Raw genomic sequence first — 22726 nt, 5'->3', positions numbered from 1 at the left:
CCAGAGGCTTTGGGCCAACACGGTGTTGATTACTCAGTCGTTGCCTCACGACGTGGCGTACTTAGACTGAGTTCCTTTATTTCAGTAGTTGTCTGGATACCCAAAGAAAAGGAATTATATCTGAATGAAGATAAATCTTAATTATTGTAATGGTATAGAAGGAGATAAGAGTAAATGAGCGAACAATTTTTGACTGTTAGGGATGCGATTATTGAGCGTCGTTCTATTAAAAAATTTAATGGAAAGCCGGTAGAACGTGAAGATTTATTGGCCATTATTGACGATGCAGTGTGGGCACCGAATCATGGAAATCGAGAGCCTTGGCGTTTAGTCGTTGCTTGTGGTAAGGAGTTAGAGGCTCTTCATAATTTATTGCGTGATCTAGCGATACCGAAATGGCAGGAGCTTTCAAGTGAAGATTTAACGAAACAAATGACGAAATTCACATTACCAGGTGGCTATGCTTTTGTCATCGTTCCAGAGGATGCTCGACAAAAAGAGCGATTAGAAGATTACGCAGCGGCAAGTATGTTTATTCAAAATATTCAATTGCTAGCATGGGATAGAGGAATCGGTTCATGTTGGAAAACACCTGGGTTCCTAGATAACCCAAAATTCCGCGAAGCTCTAAAGGTTCAGCCGGGAGAGCGCGTCATTGCGATGTTACAGGTCGGTTATTTTGACGAAGTACCAAAAGGGAAAGAACGCAAAAAATCAGAAGATATCGTTACGATTTTTGGAGAGTAACATAGTAAAATCCCCTCATTAAAATTGATGAGGGGATTTGTCATTTTATTTTTGTAATGCAGCTACTTCGAATAAATAATCACTTAAAACACGTAATCCTTTATCGAAGTTTTCTAAATGGAAATGTTCATTTGGTGCATGGAAGTTTTCGCTTGATAAGCCGAAGCCCATTAGCACTACCGGCAATTCTAAAATTTCATCAAAGGCAGCCACGATAGGGATTGATCCTCCTCCGCGTGTGTAAGCAGTTGGCACGTTATAAACTTTTTCGTATGAGCGACCAGCAGCTTGAATAAATGGATGATCAAATGGTGTTAGGAATGGACGACCTTTATCGAATTCTGAGATTGTCACCTCAACGCCAGTTGGCTTATGTTTTTCAATATGTGCTTTTAATAGTGCTACAATTTCATTAGGCTCTTGATTTGGCACAAGACGGCATGTGATTTTTGCACCAGCCTCAGCAGGAAGTACTGTTTTAATGCCTTCACCTGAGAAGCCACCAAACACACCATTGACCTCTAATGTTGGACGTGCCCAAGTGCGTTCTAAATAGGAATAACCAGCTTCACCGAATAACTCCTTCACGTCAACTTCTTCCTTCATGGATTCTTCATCAAAGCCAAGTGCACGGTAAGCTTCACGTTCTTCTTCCGTTAATGGTAAAACCTTATCGTAGAAGCCCTCCACTTGAATAGTGCCATGCTCATCACGGAAAGATGCTAAAATGTCAGCTAATGCATGAATAGCGTTTTGGACACCGCCACCGTAAAGACCAGAGTGAAGGTCACCTTTTGCACCACGAACATCAATTTGAACCCCGGTTAAACCACGTAATCCATAGCATACCGCAGGCTTACCAGGACCATACAAACCTGTATCAGAAATCAAAATTAAATCGGCAGCTAGTTTCTCCTTATGCTCTTCAACATAGGCAGGAAGGTTAGGGCTACCAATCTCTTCTTCACCTTCATAGATGAATTTCACGTTTACTGGTAAAGTGCCCGTTGTTGCAAATAATGCTTCAATCATTTTTAAGTGCATAAACACTTGTCCTTTATCGTCACTAGCACCACGTGCAAATAGTTTGTTATCGCGGATTGTAGGGTTGAAAGGCTCAGTGTCCCATAAATTTAACGGGTCAACCGGCTGAACATCATAATGACCGTAAAATAGAATAGTTGGTTTACCCTCAGCATGTAACCAATCAGCATAAACAACAGGGTGACCTGCAGTTTGCGTAATGGAGATATTCTCAAGATTTAGCTTTTTAAAAGCGTTTGCTAGCCACTCAGCGGCATTTTGTATATCTCCTTTATGCTCTGATAAAGAACTAATACTTGGAATACGTAAAAATTCATTTAATTCATGTAAATGTGCTTCGCGATGTTCTGAGAAATACGCATCTAATTGCTGTAAATTTGTCATCTAGCATCCCTCTTTTCTAATATTTCGATAATAGAAATAGTATAGCATAATGTGGTTGGGGATTCTTGCTATAGCAATGGTCTCTAACGTTTTAATTAATGCTTAGTCCCACTTGAGTGTGGCTAAAAAGTGAGATAGATTCAAAACATGCACGAAACTTAATTAGGGCATTAAGATATTTGTAGAAGGGTATGAGCGTTTTCCTTGGGTTTTATGTGCGACAGCAAACAGATGTTGATATGAAGGAGTTGTCAGCTTTCGCTCCAATTAACTTAAAGCATACATTTTAATACATATCTCCAACTTTCAAACGGGAATTTAATCGTAAAAGATTGGGGATACGAAGAGACTTGTAATGGTTGGGTAGTATAAACATTATGAAGGTCATGATCCAAAATGGCATTTTAAAGAATTGCATATTACACCTGGATCTGAATTATCTCAAACTAACCATTCGTATTTGAGTGGTTTTTATTATGCTCTATGAAGCGGGGGAGAGTCCATCTTGGTATCGATTTATTGGATCTGGAAAACTCATATACAGCAACATACTTATGGCGTTTTGTGAAATAAGCTTATCTATGAACTAAAGTAGAGCGGTCTTTAGCAACATAAAAAAAGCTGAATGAGAGAGATCATTCAGCTTTTAGTATGCTTACTCTCGAATAACCAATAGTACACCACTAAAGATTAATATAGTTCCAATCCAAAAGGGTACGCCGATTTGTTCTCCTAGTAATAGCCATCCTAGGAAGGTGCCGACGATTGGCTGAAAGAAGAAAAATAAACCTCCACTTGCGGCATTCAGCATTTGTAATCCACGATTCCACAATAAGAAGCCGCACGCTGTAGAGATAACGCCTAAGTAAAGTAGGCCACCTAAGATGGATGGTTCTAACATAACGTGGAAGTCTAATTTTAGTAGTCGTGGAATAGCTAAAGGTGTTAAGACAATGATAGCGACAAGTGTTCCATAGCTAGTGACAACGATTTGTGAATACTGCTCCGGTACCCGTTTAATAAGAACGGACATCAGTGACCAAGTTAGGGCAGCAATTAGTAGAGCGACTCCACCTAATTGATGTGATGAATCAATATGTGCACTACCTACGATCATATAAACTCCGAATGTCGCAAGAATAATAGAAACAGCTTTTTTTAAAGTGATTTTTTCTTTTAAAATGAATCTCGCAAAGACAACCATAAATGCCGGTGTCGTTGCTGTAATAATGGCTCCCATTTGAGCAGTAGACAGCATAGTACCTATTTCTTGGGCAACGATAGAAATCGTATTTCCGATGAACCCAATCATAAAGATTAACAGCCAGTCACGCTTATCAATTCGCCATGATTGTTTTGTAATAGTGCCAATAATGACCAAAGCGATGATTGCAATCATATAGCGCAGCCATACTAATTCTAAAGGTGGCACGGTATCGACAACTACTTTAACTACTACATACATGCCGCCCCAAATGCTAGCAGCAAGTGATAAATATAAGGAACCTAATAAAGTTTTTTTCACGTTTTCCCCTCCGTTATCTCTAGACAATACTGTCCTTAACGGAGATATGAAGATTCTCCGTTAAGGGAGAATCACTTCAGGTACATCATGTTCGAATAATGGTGAGAAGATCATTATAGCCAGCTCCCTTTATAGTATTTCATTTATCATATAACAATTTTTTGAATTTGGTTAGAAAAAAATGGTCTGAATCAGATGGATTACCAAATTCAGATATATCAAATCAACTTTGCCTGGGCGTAAATGTATCTTTCGCTTCGCTTTCGCACAGGACAAAAACCTCTGACGCATGTCAAAAATGAATATTGAATCTCCTTTTTACATAGTTTTCTTCATTTATTTTTATAGATAATTTAAGGGAACGTTATTGAATATACAATAAAAAAGAAGAGGGATGAGCGAGTTATGGAACTTTTTTTCGAATAAAAAGTATAGTAATAAAACATTATTTACGAATATTACAAGTGAAAGCATTTAAGCTTACATGATTGTAATGTAATTGAAAGCCAATACGATAGAGTGTAATACATTATTTTGCGAGAATATGTATAGAAGCAAGAACAAGAAGCGGAGGAATACACAATGAATGAAAAATTAGAAGGCGTATATGAGGAATACAATCGTTACATATACCATTTATGTTTAAAACTTACTCGCAATAATGTAGAAGCTGAAGATTTAATGCAAGAAGTATGGGTAAAAGTTGTACGCTATGAGAATAGCGTTGCCGAGGTGGAGCATATTAAAGCTTGGCTAACAACAATTACAATGAATACATTTAGAGATCGCTATCGTAAAAAAACACGACGCAGTAAATACATGATGAACCAACCTGAAACATTAGACGTACCGATTTTAGATTTGGTTCCCAATAATGACATTTCAACAGAAGAAAAAATTGAAAAAGATGTTGTTACTAAATTAGTACAGGATAAAATGGGTCAATTAGATGCAATCTATCGCAAAACATTATGGTATTTCTACATAGACCAATATTCACTTGCTGAAATCTCTTCAATTATGAAAGTTTCAATTGGTACTGTGAAATCTCGTTTATTCCGTGCAAAAGCTCGTTTGAAAGAAATGCTAATGGCTGATGTATCCATAGTAGAGTCAGTGTTGCCAGCATAATGAAATGCATTGGTCGCACTAGCATAATTACTTAGACGGAAGGATTTGTTCGGCCAATTCGATAAAAGGTGCATTGCAAAACTATTTTGCGATGCATCTTTTTTTTATGGATTTTTATCGCCGATAATCCGAGATCAAATCCTAATATTGTGTAAAATTTGTCCAACTTAAATTGGAATTCGCCGCTAAAACTGTGAATTGAGCTGCTAACCAAAGGAGAAACGCCGCCAAAATATAAAGTTTCGCCGCTAACCAGGTAAAGAACGCCGCTAAACCTCGAAATTCCACCGCTAGGTACTAGACTTCCAAAGGAGCCAGAATCGCTGATAAAACACCGAACATCGCCGGTAAAAGAGCCAGAATCGCTGATAAAACCTCAAACATCGCTGATAAAAGCTAAGGGGAGGGGCAATCATCTAAGAAACCGTGCGAAAAGAAAAACACCTTAAACAGTTAGATTGCCCATCTAACTGTTTAAGGTGTGAAAATGAAGCTTTTACTCATATCGATTTTGTTCAGCATTGAGTAATTTTGAAAAAATATCACGCAATGTTTGTACTTCCTCAGCTGACAGCATCCCAAACATATTGTGTATAAGGTCGCTTACTTGCTGACGGGATTCTTCCAAAATATCTTCCCCATCAGCTGTAATTTTCAATTGAGATGCTCGTCGATCTGTTGCATGCTGAGTTTTTTCAATAAAGCCAGCATTAATCAGCTTACTAGTTAAAACAGTGACACCGCCTGTTGTCACTTTTAACCGATCAGCAATGGCAGAAGGGCGCTTTGGTCCCTCCTGCGATAAGTAGTCTAAAATTAAAATATGGGATTTTGAAAAGCCGAGTACATTATGATTATTCCACTCGTTTGCCCATTTACGCTCAATGGAAGATACTACTTCAAATAACGAGGTAATGGCTCTTTCTTTTTCTTGATCCATATAAGGTCAACTCCAAAACTGTTTTAACTTTCTTGTGCTAATCTTGTCATCGCGTCTAATTCATAGGCACGTACTTTACGTGGAATAAAACGACGGATGTCCATCTCATTGTAGCCAACTTGAATGCGTTTTTCATCAATTAAGATAGGGCTTCGTAACATTCTTGGATGAGCTTGAATGATAGCAAATAACTCTTGAATAGAGAGCTGGTCAATATCAACATTTAAATTTTTGAAATCATTTGAGTTAGTTGCAATAATTTCGTCTGTTCCATCCTCAGTCATGCTTAAAATTTCTTTAAATTCGGCAAGTGTTAGTGGATGTGAAGTAATACGTTTTTCTTTATATTCAATGTTGTGATCTTTTAACCATTTTAATGCTTTTCTGGATGAAGAACAGCTCGCTTGTGAATAAATAGTAACTGTCATTCTTCATTCCCCGCTTTCTTTTTTAGGATTATATTTAATATATATCTTATTAGTAAGTTAATTAGGTTATACATATATCTTACTAGTAAGCTATATATAAATCAATAGTTATTTGAAAAATTTTATACAGAAATGAATTTTTTCTTCTACACTAAAATATACGCACTAAAGAGCGAAAAGTTTCACAAATTCGGCTTACAATGATGTAAGTTTACTTCATATAAATAATAGAACTTCATAGAAAATCGGGAGCTGCTCTAATATAGAGAGCAATAGTCTGATTTAAAGGAGATAGATATATTGTTAATCCACTGATTATTTTTATGATTAAATGAAGGCTTTTATGCATAGTTAAATAAATTTTTGTTTCAAAAAAGAATGGTTTGGAAAGCTTGGGGAGTAGGGGAGCGCACATACTGCTAATGTTAAGTAGAAGAAGCGCACAGGTGAGCGAGAGATTTGTTCGGGTAGGCCGAAAAAGTGATCGGGTCCACCGAAAAACTGCTCAGGTAAGCCAGAAAAGTGATCGGGTACACCGAAGAACTGCTCGGGTAGGCCAGAAAAGTGATCAGGTGAGCGGAAAAAATGCTCGGGTAAACGAGAGAACTGATCAGGTACCCCGAAGAAATCCTTAAAATAATCGCTCAAGTATAGTTCCTGACAAACGTTACCCATACTCGAGGCACAAAAAAGAGGGCAGCCCAGTGTGATCCTTGAATCACACTGGAACTACCCATATTAATATTATTTTCTAGCTTTGTTGTCCTGAAGTAAACCAGTCTTGGACATTCCAAACCTTTGTTGCTAAACCTTCGTAGAAATCAGGTTCATGGCTTACTAGTACGATTGTGCCTTTGAATTCTTTCATGGCACGTTTTAGTTCTTCTTTTGCATCGACATCCAAGTGGTTTGTCGGTTCGTCAAAAATAAGCCAGTTTGCTTCTTCCATCATGAGTTTACATAAACGTACTTTAGCTTGTTCACCACCAGATAGAGAATTAAGTGGGCGAGTAATATGCTCAGTTTTTAGTCCTGCGCGTGCTAATGCTGCACGTACTTGTGCTTGCTCCATAGAGGGGAAAGCGTTCCATACATCATCAATTGGCGTAATTTTTTCAGCTTTTACTTCTTGTTCGAAGTATGATGGGTAAAGATAGTCACCGCGAATCACTTTTCCATCTAGCGGATTTATTTTGCCTAGCATTGTTTTTAATAATGTTGATTTACCGACACCATTCATACCGACTAAAGCAATTTTTTCCCCACGTTCAATAGCAAATGTTAGTGGAGGTAGTAACGGCTTTTCTTTGTCATATCCAATGACTAAGTTTTCAGCCTCTACTACATAACGACTAGAAGAGCGTGCCTCTTTAAAGCCGAATTCAGGCTTAACAGCTGTTTCAGGACGGTCGATACGCTCTAAGCGGTCAAGCTGCTTGGCGCGAGATTTTGCACGACCAGTAGTGGAGTAGCGCGCTTTATTTTTCGCGATGAAATCCTCTTGTTTTTTAATGAATTCCTGTTGTTTTTCATAGGCATCGATATGCTGACGTTTATTGATTTCAGCAAGTTCTAAAAACTTTTCATATGTCGCAGTATAGCGAGTCAATTTTGAAAATTCTAATTGGAAGATAACATCTACTGTCTCATTCATAAATTCAGTATCGTGCGAAATTAATAAGAAGGCGTGTGGATAGTTCTTTAAATAGTTTTTCAACCATGTAATATGCTCTTCATCTAGATAGTTCGTTGGCTCATCTAGTAATAATACTTTTGGTTTTTCAAGTAATAGCTTAGCTAGCAAAACCTTTGTACGTTGACCACCGGAAAGAGCAGCAACATCACGTTCCAAGCCGATTGCATCAAGACCAAGACCTCGCGCAACCTCTTCAATTTTCATATCAAGAGAATAGAAATCTCCTGCATCCAGAGCATCTTGCACCTCAGCCATTTGCTCTAGTAAATCTTCTAATTCTTCAGGTGTTGCCTCAGCCATTTTTCCTGTAATTTCGTTGAGTTCTTCTTCTTTTTTATATAAAGGAAGAAAAGCGTCACGTAATGCATCACGCATAGTTCGTCCAGCTGTCAATACAGTATGTTGGTCTAAATAGCCGTAATGTGTTCCTGGCAGCCACTCAACTTTACCTGTATCGTGGATTGTTTGGCCCGTAATGATGCCCATTAATGTTGACTTACCAACACCGTTTGCACCTACAAGACCAATATGATCACCTTCAACTAGACGGAAGGAGACATCTTTAAAAAGCGTGCGGTCACCGAAAGAATGACCTAAATTTTCAACTGTTAATATTGCCATATATATTCCTCCGAGATAGCGGCTGTATACCGCTAGATATTAAAGTTCTGCTAATTGTTTATTTAATTTAGCTAGCTTTGTTTCCATATTTGCAAGACGTTGCTCTGCTTTTGCTACTTGATCATTATGACCTGTAGATTCAAGCTTCTCAATGTCGCCTTGTAAATTCATATAGTCCATTTTTAGCTCTCTAATTTGATATTCAATATCACTTTTTGATGGCATGGTGATTGCTCCTTTATGTGTTTATTATAATGAATGCGTGTAAAAGCGATGGAGGTTTTTTTATCCCCCACCGCTTATTAGTTACTATCAATCGGGTACTTATGTTGCTTGAATCCACTTCGTATAATTAAAGATAAACGAAAGTGAAAAATTCTACTATATTGTATCATATTCACCTTCAAAGAATCACTAAGTAGAAGCGATATTGTGGCGATCGTAAGCGAAATCTAAAAGCAATGACTGTAATGCTTCATTATTACTTGCTAAATTGAGCTGGCGTTGTTTTTTAACAGCTCGTTCGCTTCGAGCCTCATGTAATAAAAATTCCATGACTGCGTTTTGAATTTGTGATTGCTTCATTTTACGACCTAGTCCAAGGTGAATAAAGCCGTTCTGTTCGCGTGGGAAGGCGTGTAATAGCTCTGCCTCAGTTTGTGCAAGGGTAATACAAGGTACACCATAAGAGGCGATTTTGTAAGGTGTATAGTTAGCATTACAAATAATAACATCTGCTTTTGGTAATAGTTTGAGGAGTGCATTTTTATCACGTAGAATGGCAGTATTACGACGACTGAGCACCATCATTTGCAAATCATCTGTTGCATGTTGATAGCTATCATCAATCATCACTGTAATTTGTAGTGGGATTTGTAGCTGCGTTAAGTGTCGAAGAGTACGGTATGTTAGGTTATGCTCGTCCCCATCCTCAAAAGCAACAACAATATGAGGTGGGTTTTCAGGTGTTTTACATTCTGGTCTATCCTCAAAATTTTGAAAAGCTTGTGGTAATGCGAAGTTGAAACTACCACCAATATAATGGGATGGTAAATAATCTTTAACTTCTTGATAGAGTGCTAGCAATACACAGTCACAGGCTTGACCACCCTCACCAAAATCATCAAAATGAATGATTGTTTTGCAGAAAGGTCGTAAATTTTGAACTTGCCAGCTTTCAGAGTTACGGCCATCTCTTACAATTAAATCAGGCTGAATACTCTTCATTTGCTTTGGTAGCTCATCGAAATGTTCAAATAAGATTGGCGAGAGATTTTCATTCATTAAAATTTGAATTCCATCATTTGAAGGGGTTTTGACAAATATGAAAACTTTTTCATTTGTAAGTTGCTTTGCCAGCGTGGCCACCCGTTCAAAAGGATACAGCCCTTTATCGATACAGCTTTCAATAATGAAAACAATCGTCTTTTTTAGTTCCATTTTTTGAGTTTCGTTTTGCAAATGTATCCCATCCTTTCATCCGTCTATTTAAACTATGGTCAATGATGGGCAAGTATGTGTAAAAAATTAGGATTAGATAATTTATGACATAATGTGAAAAAGAGGAGGATAGCTGCCTGCCTCAAAATAGTTTTTCAAAACTCCTAAAATTAAATAGCTCCCTCATTAACCGATAAATAAAGTAGAGTTTGTAAAAATATACATAGGATTGATTTAGCTTTTCAGCAAAACCTTTGTTCCAGCAGTACGACTACTGGGGTGAACGATCTTTAGAAGGAGGTACAATCAATGGGAATGCGCGCAGCGATTGTTGTAGGGGCTACTGGATTAACAGGTACCTCTTTAGTAGAACAATTATGTGAAAATGATGAATATGTTTCAGTTACGGTTATTACACGAAGAGCGCCAGCATATACGCATCCAAAGCTAGAAGTTAAAATTCGTAATTTTGATGCTTTAGAGGAAAAAGATATCGAATTTGCACATGAGCTATATTGTTGTTTAGGGACAACGATTAAAAAGGCAGGATCTCGTGAGGCATTTGAGAAAGTAGATTTTGAATATCCGCTAACTATTGCCTCATTAGCCAAAAATCGAGGGATCCCACATATGCTAGTTATTACAGCTATGGGGGCAAATGAAAATTCTCCATTCTATTATAATCGAGTAAAAGGAAAGCTTGAACATGATCTTATGGAGCTAGGCTTACAGAGACTTTCGATTATTCGTCCATCTTTATTGGTTGGGGAGAGAGAAGAATTTCGCTTTGGTGAAAAAGCGGGAGAGAAAGTTTTAAAGCTGGCAAAACCACTATTAGTTGGTCCTTTAAAACGTACGAGAGCTATAGAAGCTTCTCAGGTTGCGAAGGCGATGCTAGTTATTGCACTGTACGGCGATAAACAGCCGGTTACAATTTACCAATCTCAGGAATTGGCTCAGCTAGATTTTCCCGAAGCGCAGGATGAGGATGTTTCAAGGGAGCAATTATTTAATTGGGAGAAGCGCAAATCATTAAGTCCTAGCGGTGAAGAAGATAAAGTAAACCGTGAAGTCGTGATTAATCGAGGTAAATTTAAAATAGAAGAAACCGTTGTAGATAAGGAAGTAAAATTCCAACGTCGTGAGGATAAATAATGAGCTCATCACCATAGCATAGGGTTTATTTCCGTTCCGGCTGGGCAAGTAGCCCATAGCGAAAATCAGCGTCTTCTAACTATGGATAAGAGTGGTTAACCAATTCATCTGTGAAAATATTATTTTAATAACAAGTAATCGACATGCTGAAGTTTCTTTTTAAAGCAATATTTTTTGTGTAGACTACGTTCCGCCTAAAGACTGAATTTACGGTTTTAACCACTACATTTCTTTCCGTGCCTCTTTTCATTTGTTACAATATTATTGTAGAAGATAAATGTGGAGGCAAAGTGAAAATGAAAATTTTACTCGTTGATGGCACGATGTTCGGTCGTAAAACAGGTGCTATTTTAGAGCAAGTGGAGCAATATATTAAAGAATTAGATGCAAGTTTCGAATTAGAAATTATGCATTTTAGTCAATATAAACATCAAATTGTAGACGGTTCGCCGTTAAATGATGATATGAAGGAAATGATTCAAAAGTTCGAGGAAGCGGATGCGTATATTATCGCTACACCGATTTTCCAAGCATCAATTCCGGGTGTATTAAAAAATGCATTTGACTTCTTACATCCGAAAACAATGCGTTATAAGCCTGTATCGATCGTGGCAAATGGTGGAACGTATCAACACCATTTAGTAGTAGAAAATCAGTTGAAACCAATTTTAGACTACTTCCGTGCACTTGTAACTCCGAACTATGTATACACACACACATCTCATTTTGATGCAGATAATCATATTGTCGATGAAGATGTTCATAATCGTTTACGTGAATTGGCGCGTGTTTTTGTGCAGTATTGTGAAATGAGCAAAACATTGCCGAAAGAACCGATTGATCAACATTAATATAAAATCTTTATCCCTTGCGCGGTGGAAGGAAATCACTGTGCAGGGGATTTTTCTTTTCAAGTATTCTTTTATGATGTGATAAAATAGAACTTTAGTGAAACGGAAGGGAGGGCTGCTCATGCAGGACATCGCTATACTAGAAAAACAACGCTGTAGTCTAATATTGACTAATAAAGCGAAGGAAGCGGTAGAGGAATGCTCAGCAAATGAGCATGCCTTTTTTGCCTTACAAAAAACATTCACCGTCTATATCGAAAAGCGCAAAGCAAAAACAGTTGGTGAAACATTTTTATCGATTTATTTTAATGCGGAGCAAAATGAAAAGTTAACGGACGTCCTTGCAGAGAAAACAGCCATTATGGATTGTGTGCTAAAGGTTGAAGGATTATTAGCTACAAATATTCGTTTTGTACATATGCGTGGCCCCATCAATACAAACCGACGCTTACCGGCAGCATTACAACTTGTCACAAGACCTAATAATGGAGCAGGGATTCCGCTTGATCTTCATAAAAAAATAAGAGAGCTACCAATAGCCGAGGAGCGCACAGAATATGTGAAAAAGCGTATTTCGAGCTGGGAAGGCTATTTAAAAATTCAAGAACGCGATGCGACAATTGATGATATTCATACAGAATTTAAACAAAGCTATTTTAATGAGGATTTTACTAGGCTAACCATTGTCTGCCCTTATATAAAATCAAAGGAATGGAAGAAGCTTGAAGGATTAAGTGTAAGCATTCAAGGGGTACGCGGTGAAATTGGACAAGTATTAAAGGCTAGTGCAGGGAAGCAGACAGTAGAAATTGACTTAAAGCCTTTTGTGCAGGATTTAGCACGTAAAGATCATCTTAATCTTCGTTCAAAGCAAGCGAGCTTTAGTAATTTTGCGACATTGAGTCAAATAAGACGATTACGCAATGGTTTTACAAAGCTAGAAAAAGGCGAGGCAGTTAACCCTAGCTTAGAGACGATCCTATTCGAAAAACGTCCAACTGTCCGAACAGCAAAGCTTCGAGAGGATATTGTTTTTCACAATAATTTAAACGAATATCAGCGACGAGCTGTTTTAGGAGCACTGTCTGTTGAAGATTTGTATGTCATTCAAGGACCTCCTGGCACAGGGAAGACAACCGTTATTTCTGAAATTTGCCAGCAAAATGTCAAGGCGGGTTTAAAAACTCTCGTAGCTTCTCAATCAAATCTAGCCGTAGATAATGCTTTAGGACGACTTCTTTCTAATCAAGAAATTCGAATTTTACGCTACGGTAGAACGGAAAGTATTGAAGAAGAGGGTAAAAAATTTATAGAGGAAAATGTTGCGCTTCATTGGCGTGAGCAAACACTCTCAGCGATTGAAGAGGAAATCACAGCTTTTACTGCACGTGAACAGGAACTAAAATCAAGTATTGTCAAAGCTGAAGAAGAGCTAGAAAAGCTTGAGACATGGCTTGAGGAGCTAAAGAAAGAAATAGCTGCGAAAGAACAGGCTGCAATTGACGAGCCAATTTTACAGCAGGAAATACAGGCGTTAAAGAAAGAATTAAAGGCTGCAAAAGCGGAACAGCAGGAAAGCGAAGCACAAAAAGAGCATTACGAAAAACAGCTAGCGCAAATTGAACCGGCTGTAAAGAAGCTTGAGCAAACCCTTGCTGAAAGCCCATCTATAGAGCAACTAAAGCTTACGATCGAGGAAACGACACAGAAAATTGAGCAATTGGAAGCAGCTGCTCAATATAAGGAGCTGCAAGAGCAAAAGCAGCATCTAACACTGCAGTTCAAAGATATCCAATCGAAATATGAAGAGGAAAATAAGCGTCTTCAATTAATGAAGGAAGCCGAAAAATATATCGGTACTTTAACGTCCTATGAGCGAATCGAACGATTTTTACAACATTATCAAATTCGCCCGTCCTATGTGCTGTCACAGAAAATTAGTCGTTTGCAACATTTAGAGGATGCCAAAGATTTAGAGGCGTGGGCAACCATCAATTCACGTCTACAAAAAGCGATTGCAAAGCTGGAGTCGTTGGTATCTGATGAAGAAAAAGAACGTGCCCTTGCTAAAAGTAGAGTGCAGCAAGTTCAATCGTTTTCATTGCAAAATCTAACAGGAGTTTTTGCGCAGCTCAATACAGCGTTTCAGGATGATCAAACACCACCTGCCGAGCAAATTGAGAGTTTCTTGCTCGGATTATATATGCGTCGTGATTTTGTCTGGCAAAAAGGCGTAGCTCTTAAACAACAACAAGAGCACAAAGATCGGGAATTTGAGTCCTTACGTAAAGGTATTGGTGGCTTAATACATCAAGAATGCGCAATTACAAGCTTTGACGTTCAAAGCATACAGCGACAATTGCAGCCATTTTTACAGCATACAGAACGACTACAGCAGCTAGCAGAGACATTCCATATTGATGCTGAGCCAGAAGATTCTGTAGAGCATTTAAAAATGCTTGTTTCACAATCGAAATCTTCTCTTCAAACAGCACATCAACAGCTAGAGGCGGTAGAGTATGCTAATACACAGCTCCTACCAAAGAAAGCAGCCCTTCAAACAGCGCAGACTAGCTTACAAGAGGTTGAACAACAGCTAGCGCAATTAGAAGAAAATATAAAAGAAATTAATATAGCTGGTTTGAAGAAGGAGAAGCAGCTCTTAGCCTGCACAAAGCTCTTACAATCAACACCAGAGCGTACTCACAAGGAAGTAGAGGAAGCAATTGCATCCTCCAAAACAGCCATCGTGGAATTACAACGTAAGGAACAGCAGCTACCTCTTCGAAAAAAATTACAAGAGCAATGGCGTGACAAGCTACAAAACGCTACAGAATATGATTTAGATGAAATTCGTAAATTATATGTGCGCCATGCGAATGTTATCGGTACAACATGCGTCGCTTCAGCAAGTAAGGAATTTATGGAGAACTACCCGACATTTGATGTTGTCATTATTGATGAAGTATCAAAGGCCACACCACCAGAGCTATTATTACCGATGCTTAAAGGTAAAAAAGTTATTTTAGTGGGCGATCATCATCAATTACCTCCTCTACTTGGAGACGATACATTGGAGGAAACGTTAAAGGCGATGCTCGATGAAAATCCAAACTTTGACGGCGCGCAAGAGTTGAAAAATTTGCTGCGTGAATCACTATTTGAACGCTTATTTAATAATCTACCGCAAACGCATAAGCAAATGCTGGCATTGCAATACCGAATGCATGAGAAAATTATGCACAGTATTACACCATTTTACGCGAAAGAAGAAAATGGTCTACAATGTGGTTTACCAGATTCAGATGCAGCGCGAGACCATTGTCTTGAAGGACAATTTGTTAACCGTGATGATCATTTGCTATGGGTTGATATTCCAACCGAGAAACCTTATTTAGAGGAGCAAGTAAAGGGTGGAACGAGTCGTTACAATGAAGGTGAATTGCAAACAATTCGACGTATTTTAATCGATTTGAATACATCTGTTATTGAAGCGAAAGCAGCTGGACGGATGCCTAAGGATGCACAAAAAAGCGTTGGCGTTATTAGCTTCTACGGGGAGCAGGTCAAGAAAATTAATCGCCTTCTGCAACAAGAATTACAGCTACCACATCTTCAATTTAGAACTGGGACAGTTGATAAGTTCCAAGGTATGGAGATGGACGTTATATTAGTTAGTATGGTACGTAATACGCCTAAAGGGGGAGACGTTGGCTTCGCAAGAGATTATCGCCGCTTAAACGTTGCCTTATCTCGTGCGCGAGAGCTATTATTACTTGTCGGAAGTGCTGAGATGTTTGCCAAACGTGCGAAACATCCAGATACACGAGAGATGTACAGTAATCTGTTAGAGACAGTGAAATCCTATAACGGCTTACGTAATCATGAAGGACAGGTGATATAGATTGTCAAAATTGCAACAGCGCTTAATACGTGAACTTCAGCAAAATCGCAATATTAAAATCGTCAAAACCGATGAATGGAGCATCCCAATTCGAACAGTAGAAGTAACCTATGAGCCAGTTCGTCGTTCCACAATGGATGTTTTGATGTCGATGTTGTTAATCAGCATACAGGAAGCGGATTTTGCCAATGCACAGGATTTAAGTGAGTTATTACTAGTCGATCCGTTATTTATTGAGGATTTAGTATCGAAAATGTCTCGAGTAAGTCTCATTGAGCAAAAGGAAGGCTTCTATCGATTGACATCTAAAGGACAGCAGCAACTGGAACGTGGTATTTTTGAAGAGGAGCTAGATGTAGAAATGGCTAATCTTTACTATAGCCCATGCCATCTTACATTTCTTGCTGTCGACGAAGACAATATGGAAGAATACGACGACCTACCAGAGCTATATCGCTATGTAGATGAAGAGGCTGAGAAGCAAGAGCATTTTGAAGAAGCAATGTTAATAGAAGCATTACAGCAAGAGGATGACAAAGAAGCTGTAGCAGGAGCCTCTCAAAAAATAATTGCCAAAATTGTTCAAACCGACGCTAAACAAATCAATGATAGCCCATGCCTAGAATTTGTCCTGCACGATAAAGAACAAGATATTTTATTCGTTCGTATATGGAATACGCTGTTAAACCAATGGGATTCACACCTAGAACAACAGCTCACAGAAAAAGAACAACTAGAGTGGCGTAAGCAATACTTATAAAACAAAAAACGAACGCGTGATGCGTTCGTTTTTTTTGCGCTTTTCGAGGTGTTTGTCGATAAAACGGAAAAGTTGGGTGATAAATTATAAAAGTTGGGTGATAAATTATAAAAGTTAGGTGATAAATTATAAAAGTTGGTCGATAAATTCAAAAAGTAAGGCGATAAAATAGTAAAAGGCCTCGATAAATTTTTGAGCGTGCATATATTATTACTAAAAAAGGAGGGGATCGATGTTTACGATTAGTTTATGTATGATTGTCAAAAATGAGGAATGTATTATTGAAAGATGCCTAGACTCTGTTCAACATTTAGTGGATGAAATCAATATTATTGATACAGGTTCAACTGATCGTACAAAAGATATCGTCCAAAATTATACCTCTCGAATTTTCGATTTTGCCTGGTGTGATGACTTTGCCAAAGCTCGTAACTTTTCCTTTCAGCAAGCTACGAAAGATTTTATCTTATGGCTCGACGCTGATGATGTGATCACAACAGAACATCAGCAAAAGTTCCTTCAGCTTAAGCAGTCGCTGTATTACCCTAATGTCGATGCAGTTTCTATGGATTATTATGTAACACTCGATGCCGATGGTTGTGTCGAAGTAAGTGAAAAAAGATTTCGGCTTGTAAAACGTGCACGTAATTTTCAGTGGCAGGGTGCCGTCCATGAGTATTTAGATATAACGGGCCAGCTCTATCATAGCGATATAGCAGTTACCCATTTGCCAAGAAAAAGTGATATTCATCGCAATATTACTATTTATGAACGTTTAAAGAAAGAAGGGCACCCATTTTCAGCTAGAGAAACATTTCATTACGCTAATGAACTCAAAAATCATCATCGATTTTTAGAAGCTATCAATCACTATAAGATTTTCCTTGATTCCACAAAAGGCTCTGCTGATGATCAAATTCAAGCTTGCTTCAATTTAGCCGATTGCTACAAACAGCTACAAAATTCAAAACAAGCCACACAAGCTATTTTACAATCATTATTATATGATCGACCAAGGCCAGAAGCATGTTGTCGAATTGGTCACTTTTTTATGGAGCAATTGAAAAATAAAGAAGCTATTTACTGGTATTCGCAAGCATTACAGCAGCCTATTGAACAGACAATGGCCATTCACAACTATGCTTATTCCACATGGCTTCCGCATTTTCAGTTAAGCTTGCTATATAATCGCTTGCGTCTCTATGAAAATGCATATCAGCATAATGAGGCAGCGCGTAAATATAAGCCAAAGGATCAACGGATACTAGACAACCGCAAATACTTGTTAAGTCAGTTAAAGAAGTAAGCCGTTATGGAAAAGGAACATCAATAAAATTAATATATATACCGTAACCAATTAACATCGATACAAAAACAACAATCGTCATAAAAATCACATTCCGAGGTCTGAAAGTTCGAGCATCCATTCATTCATCTCCTTTAAAATTTGTGAACATTCTGTTAACTCAACATATGTTTTAAGAGATTGAGTATGACGTTCATGTATACATTTTTTTGAAGCACATAAAAGAGCAAATTCACAAATAATGTGGATTTGCTTTTTACATTGATCGTCTTACTCAATCAGACCCCATGGTGTAGCTGATCACTTTTCAGGGAAACCCGATCAGATCTTGAGAGTACCTGATCACTTTTCGGGGAAACCCGATCAGATCTTGAGAGTACCTGATCACTTTTCGGGGAAACCCGGTCAGATCCCGTGAGTACCTGATCACTTTTCGGGGGAACCCGATCAAATCTCGAGGGAAGCTGATCACTTTTCGGGGAAACCCGATCAGATCCCATGTGTACCTGATCATTTTTTCAAGCTACCCGATCATTTTCGCTGTCTTAACCAATTCTCATTAGTTTATAACCCGAAGTATGAGACAAATCGTGTTTTTTCTATTTATACAGTAGAGTAACTAGCAACGATAATGTATAATTATTATTTTTATCAAAGATTTAATAGTTTTTAGAAAAGGAGAAATAGATGAAGAAAATAGTATTTTTTGTGTTTATATTAATGGCGATGTCTTCTGTTTCAGTTTTTGCTGAGGGGACATATGAGGACGAAGTATTATCTAAAGCGGAATTATGGAAGGAAAATAGTAAGGTAACGATTTGGGGGGAATATAAAATCGAAGTGCCAAAAGAAGCCACTTATGAATTTACTTTTACGGATCCAACCGCGAGTTATACTACTCTGGATCTTAACATTGGTTGGGGAGCGTTAGTTTCAAGAATGGAGACATCGAAGTATGATGGGGATAAATCTAAAACGGTTCATAGGATTCGTTTGAAGAAAGGCACATACGATGCACATCTTTATAATAAAGTATCAGAGGTTTCTTACAAAATAGTGAACGATATAAAATTAGATACAGAGCCAAACAACGATTATGAAAGTGCCAATGTCATTCCACTGAATACAGTTATCTATGGACGCAACAATCAAAATTCTACAGATCATGATTACTTTCGATTTACATTAAATGAACCGAAGAAAGTTACATTGCAGTTAAATGAACAATTTATAACAACGCCTGGGGATAAATACAATGCTCGTTTAATGGATGAAAAGAAGAAAAAGATTTTAGATTTAAATGCAAGTTGGTACGTAAATAGTTCCTCAGCATATTTGCCAGCGGGAACGTATTATATAGAAATTAGTACAGATCCATATCTAAGCGTGAACAAAGACTATCAATTTACTGTGAAAACAGAGAACCTTCCAAATACAGTCGTTGAAGCGTTATTTAGACCTACGATTTTACAATATAATCAAACGGTATCAGGCATTGTTTCAGTAGCTAAAGATTACTTTGATTTTGATGAGTATCAAGTGAAGCATACAAGTAAAAATCCATTTGTTATTTTTACGACGTCGAACAATCCAATAAGTATTGAGCTACGCAAATGGGATGAACAAACATCATACTATGAACCTACTCCCTATAAATATACTGCTAATGGAAATAAAGCTTGGTCTCAGCAATTGCCTGAAGGAAACTATCAGCTAGATATTACAACGAATGCATCGATGAACAAAGATATCGATTATACAATCCGTTATGAGTCTATTCTTTTTACAGATGTGACAACGAACCATCCTTACCGTCTGCAAATAGAAGAATTAGCGAATAAAGGGATTATTAAAGGGTATGGCGATGCAATATTTAAACCGAATGACTCCATTTTGAGAAAACATGTTTTTTCTATGATTAGTCGTATTGAAGGATTTGAGCTTGCACCTATTCGAGAAATGAAAAGCTTTAAGGACTTAAGTGATCAAGATAGCTACTATGAAATCATTAAACCATTTTATGAAGCTGGAATTATTGATGGTAGCGGAAACAATATGAACCCCAATCAGTATCTTACAAGAGCACAGCTTGCAAAAATACTGGTGAATGCTTTTGATTTACATTTAGTTGGAGAACCCGTAGCCTTTAAGGATGTCCAAGCTACAAATGAATTTAATCCATATATTCAAATTTTAGCTTCGCATAACATTACAACAGGTTCAAATGGTAATTTTATGCCTAACCAGCCAGTAAGTCGCCAACATTTTGCCGTTTTTTTATCTCGTACATTAAAAATGCTAAATAATGAATAAAAAGATACTTCCACATGTAGAGCAAAAGATCAAGAGTAAGACACTAGCCTTTGTAGACTTTAATGTTTACGAAGGTTTATTTACTTGTATGGCCTTACTCTATTCTGTTGAGTAAAATGACAATCAATATTTGTAAGTTACCATTTGTACCAGATGATGATAGCAACTTGTAATAGGTCGTATAGGTGTAACCGATCGCTATATGCTATATTTAGGATATGGATTGTAAGAAAGGGTGTTAAACGGATGGCAAAGAGCCTTGTATTAGCAGAAAAACCTTCAGTAGCACGCGATATTGCGAATGTATTGAAGTGTCATAAAAAAGGAAATGGCTTTTTAGAGGGCGATAAATATATCGTAACGTGGGCATTAGGGCATTTAGTAACGCTAGCCGATCCAGAGAGCTACGATGAAAAATATAAAAAATGGAATTTAGAAGACCTACCGATGCTACCAGAGCGTCTAAAATTAACAACGATTAAACAGACGAGCAAACAATACAATGCAGTAAAATCACAGCTTACTCGTAACGATGTAAACGAAATTATTATTGCAACAGATGCTGGTCGTGAGGGTGAGCTTGTAGCACGTTGGATTATTGAACGTGCGAAAGTAAATAAGCCGATTAAACGTTTATGGATTTCATCTGTTACAGATAAAGCCATTAAAGAAGGATTTGCTAATTTAAAACCAGGTAAAAACTACGATAACCTATATGCTGCTGCGGTTGCTCGTTCTGAAGCGGATTGGTATATCGGATTAAACGCGACACGTGCATTAACGACAAGATTTAATGCACAGCTAAACTGTGGCCGTGTTCAAACGCCAACTGTTGCGATGATAGCTGCACGCGAAGATGAAATTAAAAACTTTAAACCACAAACGTACTACGGTATTGAAGCACAAACAGATTCGTTAAAGCTTACATGGCAAGATGCAAATGGTAATTCACGTAGTTTCAACAAAGAAAAAGTGGACGTTATTGTCAAAGCACTAGGCAATCAAGATGCAAAAATTGCTTCAATTGATCGCAAGCCGAAAAAATCATTTGCCCCAGGTCTTTATGATTTAACAGAATTACAGCGAGATGCCAATAAACTATTTGGCTATTCGGCAAAAGAAACATTAAATATTATGCAAAAGCTATATGAATCTCATAAAGTGCTAACATATCCGCGAACAGATTCACGTTATTTATCATCTGATATTATAGGCACATTACCTGAGCGTCTAAAAGCATGTGGCATCGGCGAATATCGTACATTAACGAATAAAATTTTAACAAAGCCGATTAAAGCGAATAAATCATTTGTGGATGACAGTAAAGTGTCTGATCACCACGCGATCATCCCAACTGAGGGCTATGTGAACGTATCTGCATTCAATGATAAAGAGCGTAAAATATATGATTTAGTAGTAAAACGATTTTTAGCTGTGTTATTCCCAGCGCAAGAATATGAGCAATTAACCGTCCAAGCACAAATCGGGCATGAGAAATTTATTGCTAAAGGGAAAACCGTTATCAATGCTGGTTGGAAAGAAGTATATCAAAATCGTTTTGATGATGAGGAATCAACGGATGATGTCAAAGAACAACTGCTTCCTCGTTTAGAACAAGGACAAGTATTAAAAACAAAGCTAATTGCCCAAACATCTGGTCAAACAAAGCCACCTGCACGTTTTACCGAGGCAACATTACTATCAGCGATGGAAAATCCTACGAAGTATATGGAGACGAACGACAAGAAGCTTGCAGATACGTTGAAATCAACTGGAGGATTAGGGACAGTTGCAACACGTGCAGATATTATCGAAAAGCTATTTAATTCATTCCTAATCGAAAAACGTGGCGGCAAAGAAATTTACATTACATCTAAAGGTCGTCAGTTGCTTGATTTAGTGCCAGAAGAATTACGCTCTCCAGCGACAACAGCCGAATGGGAGCAAAAGCTTGAGTTAATTTCAAAAGGTAAGCTGAAAAAAGATGTGTTCATCAACGAAATGAAAAAGCACACGAAAGAAATAGTTACAGAAATTAAAGCGAGTGATAAAAAATATAAGCATGACAATATCTCAACAAAATCCTGCCCTGATTGTGGCAAGCCAATGCTTGAAGTCAACGGTAAAAAAGGCAAGATGCTTGTTTGCCAAGATCGTGAATGTGGTCACCGTAAAAACGTATCACGTGTCACAAACGCAAGATGTCCACAATGTAAGAAAAAGCTAGAACTACGCGGTGAAGGCGACGGCCAAATTTTCGTATGTAAATGTGGTTATCGTGAAAAGTTATCTGCATTTGAAGCCCGACGTAAAAAAGAGGGCGGCGGCAAAGTAGATAAGCGCAGTGTACAAAAATACATGAAACAGCAAGAAAAAGAAGCAGAACCTTTGAACAATGCTTTTGCAGATTTGTTAAAAGGGATGAAGTTTGATGAATAGTTATAAATAAAAAAAGCGGGAGTGTTAAATAAATTAACATTC

The 22726-nt window shown here is 37.8% G+C and carries 17 protein-coding genes; 9 read left to right on the top strand and 8 right to left on the bottom strand.

Features of this window, described 5'->3' with window-relative positions; all coding sequences use genetic code 11:
• Positions 1-174 precede the first annotated feature (174 nt).
• On the top strand, positions 175-747 hold the full coding sequence (locus MOK21_RS17575) for a nitroreductase family protein (RefSeq protein WP_249075280.1): 573 nt from the start codon (positions 175-177) through the stop codon (positions 745-747).
• Between the two features lie 45 nt (positions 748-792).
• Here the strand turns inward: MOK21_RS17575 and MOK21_RS17570 are convergent, their stop codons facing one another.
• Positions 793-2175, bottom strand: coding sequence for a dipeptidase (locus MOK21_RS17570; RefSeq protein WP_249075279.1), 1383 nt, complete (start codon positions 2173-2175; stop codon positions 793-795).
• Between the two features lie 655 nt (positions 2176-2830).
• Positions 2831-3700 (bottom strand): DMT family transporter, encoded by an 870-nt coding sequence (locus tag MOK21_RS17565; RefSeq protein ID WP_249075278.1) that lies wholly within the window; start codon positions 3698-3700, stop codon positions 2831-2833.
• 582 nt (positions 3701-4282) lie between these two features.
• Between MOK21_RS17565 and MOK21_RS17560 the strand changes: the two genes are divergently transcribed.
• Positions 4283-4831, top strand: coding sequence for an RNA polymerase sigma factor (locus MOK21_RS17560; RefSeq protein WP_249075277.1), 549 nt, complete (start codon positions 4283-4285; stop codon positions 4829-4831).
• Between the two features lie 496 nt (positions 4832-5327).
• On the opposite strand, the gene MOK21_RS17555 is transcribed toward MOK21_RS17560, so the two are convergent.
• The 6 genes from MOK21_RS17555 to MOK21_RS17530 all read right to left on the bottom strand — a co-directional run bounded on the left by MOK21_RS17555 (position 5328) and on the right by MOK21_RS17530 (position 9977).
• On the bottom strand, positions 5328-5771 hold the full coding sequence (locus MOK21_RS17555) for a MarR family winged helix-turn-helix transcriptional regulator (protein WP_249075276.1): 444 nt from the start codon (positions 5769-5771) through the stop codon (positions 5328-5330).
• A 23-nt stretch (positions 5772-5794) separates the two neighbouring features.
• Positions 5795-6199 (bottom strand): transcriptional regulator Spx, encoded by a 405-nt coding sequence (gene spx, locus MOK21_RS17550; protein WP_249075275.1) that lies wholly within the window; start codon positions 6197-6199, stop codon positions 5795-5797.
• 351 nt (positions 6200-6550) lie between these two features.
• On the bottom strand, positions 6551-6847 hold the full coding sequence (locus tag MOK21_RS17545; protein ID WP_249075274.1) for a hypothetical protein: 297 nt from the start codon (positions 6845-6847) through the stop codon (positions 6551-6553).
• Positions 6848-6950: 103 nt separating this feature from the next.
• Entirely contained in the window at positions 6951-8516 is a 1566-nt protein-coding gene (locus MOK21_RS17540; RefSeq protein ID WP_249075273.1) for an ABC-F family ATP-binding cassette domain-containing protein, read from the bottom strand.
• A 39-nt stretch (positions 8517-8555) separates the two neighbouring features.
• Positions 8556-8741 carry an SE1832 family protein gene (locus MOK21_RS17535; protein ID WP_249075272.1) on the bottom strand — a complete coding sequence of 62 codons (186 nt, stop codon included), beginning with the start codon at positions 8739-8741 and terminating at the stop codon, positions 8556-8558.
• A 189-nt stretch (positions 8742-8930) separates the two neighbouring features.
• Positions 8931-9977, bottom strand: coding sequence for a PseG/SpsG family protein (locus MOK21_RS17530; protein WP_249075271.1), 1047 nt, complete (start codon positions 9975-9977; stop codon positions 8931-8933).
• Positions 9978-10265: 288 nt separating this feature from the next.
• On the opposite strand from MOK21_RS17530, the gene MOK21_RS17525 reads away from it, so the two are divergent.
• From MOK21_RS17525 to MOK21_RS17495, 7 genes are all read left to right on the top strand, one after another.
• Positions 10266-11111, top strand: coding sequence for an NAD(P)H-binding protein (locus MOK21_RS17525; RefSeq protein ID WP_249075270.1), 846 nt, complete (start codon positions 10266-10268; stop codon positions 11109-11111).
• Between the two features lie 296 nt (positions 11112-11407).
• Positions 11408-11962 carry an NADPH-dependent FMN reductase gene (locus tag MOK21_RS17520; protein WP_249075269.1) on the top strand — a complete coding sequence of 185 codons (555 nt, stop codon included), beginning with the start codon at positions 11408-11410 and terminating at the stop codon, positions 11960-11962.
• A gap of 121 nt (positions 11963-12083) precedes the next feature.
• Positions 12084-15866, top strand: coding sequence for a DEAD/DEAH box helicase (locus tag MOK21_RS17515; RefSeq protein ID WP_249075268.1), 3783 nt, complete (start codon positions 12084-12086; stop codon positions 15864-15866).
• A 1-nt stretch (position 15867) separates the two neighbouring features.
• Positions 15868-16626 (top strand): hypothetical protein, encoded by a 759-nt coding sequence (locus MOK21_RS17510; RefSeq protein WP_249075267.1) that lies wholly within the window; start codon positions 15868-15870, stop codon positions 16624-16626.
• Between the two features lie 232 nt (positions 16627-16858).
• The gene (locus tag MOK21_RS17505) at positions 16859-17932 is read left to right on the top strand and encodes a glycosyltransferase (protein ID WP_249075266.1); all 1074 of its coding nucleotides are present in this window, start codon (positions 16859-16861) and stop codon (positions 17930-17932) included.
• 687 nt (positions 17933-18619) lie between these two features.
• Positions 18620-20245, top strand: coding sequence for an S-layer homology domain-containing protein (locus tag MOK21_RS17500; protein ID WP_249075265.1), 1626 nt, complete (start codon positions 18620-18622; stop codon positions 20243-20245).
• Positions 20246-20491: 246 nt separating this feature from the next.
• Positions 20492-22684 carry a DNA topoisomerase III gene (locus tag MOK21_RS17495; RefSeq protein ID WP_249075264.1) on the top strand — a complete coding sequence of 731 codons (2193 nt, stop codon included), beginning with the start codon at positions 20492-20494 and terminating at the stop codon, positions 22682-22684.
• Positions 22685-22726 lie beyond the last annotated feature (42 nt).

Origin of the sequence: Lysinibacillus sp. BPa_S21 (assembly GCF_023337795.1) — a bacterium.
Taxonomy (GTDB): domain Bacteria; phylum Bacillota; class Bacilli; order Bacillales_A; family Planococcaceae; genus Lysinibacillus.
Note: the sequence above shows the minus strand (reverse complement) of the source record. Positions and strands in the feature narration are given on the sequence as shown.

Coding starts and splice junctions, on each gene's coding strand:
- MOK21_RS17505 (WP_249075266.1), top strand. CDS start 16,859: ATGTTTACGATTAGTTTATGTATGATTGTCAAAAATGAGGAATGTATT.
- MOK21_RS17515 (WP_249075268.1), top strand. CDS start 12,084: ATGCAGGACATCGCTATACTAGAAAAACAACGCTGTAGTCTAATATTG.
- MOK21_RS17555 (WP_249075276.1), bottom strand. CDS start 5,771: ATGGATCAAGAAAAAGAAAGAGCCATTACCTCGTTATTTGAAGTAGTA.
- spx (WP_249075275.1), bottom strand. CDS start 6,199: ATGACAGTTACTATTTATTCACAAGCGAGCTGTTCTTCATCCAGAAAA.
- MOK21_RS17540 (WP_249075273.1), bottom strand. CDS start 8,516: ATGGCAATATTAACAGTTGAAAATTTAGGTCATTCTTTCGGTGACCGC.
- MOK21_RS17575 (WP_249075280.1), top strand. CDS start 175: ATGAGCGAACAATTTTTGACTGTTAGGGATGCGATTATTGAGCGTCGT.
- MOK21_RS17500 (WP_249075265.1), top strand. CDS start 18,620: ATGAAGAAAATAGTATTTTTTGTGTTTATATTAATGGCGATGTCTTCT.
- MOK21_RS17495 (WP_249075264.1), top strand. CDS start 20,492: ATGGCAAAGAGCCTTGTATTAGCAGAAAAACCTTCAGTAGCACGCGAT.
- MOK21_RS17535 (WP_249075272.1), bottom strand. CDS start 8,741: ATGCCATCAAAAAGTGATATTGAATATCAAATTAGAGAGCTAAAAATG.
- MOK21_RS17520 (WP_249075269.1), top strand. CDS start 11,408: ATGAAAATTTTACTCGTTGATGGCACGATGTTCGGTCGTAAAACAGGT.
- MOK21_RS17560 (WP_249075277.1), top strand. CDS start 4,283: ATGAATGAAAAATTAGAAGGCGTATATGAGGAATACAATCGTTACATA.
- MOK21_RS17525 (WP_249075270.1), top strand. CDS start 10,266: ATGGGAATGCGCGCAGCGATTGTTGTAGGGGCTACTGGATTAACAGGT.
- MOK21_RS17570 (WP_249075279.1), bottom strand. CDS start 2,175: ATGACAAATTTACAGCAATTAGATGCGTATTTCTCAGAACATCGCGAA.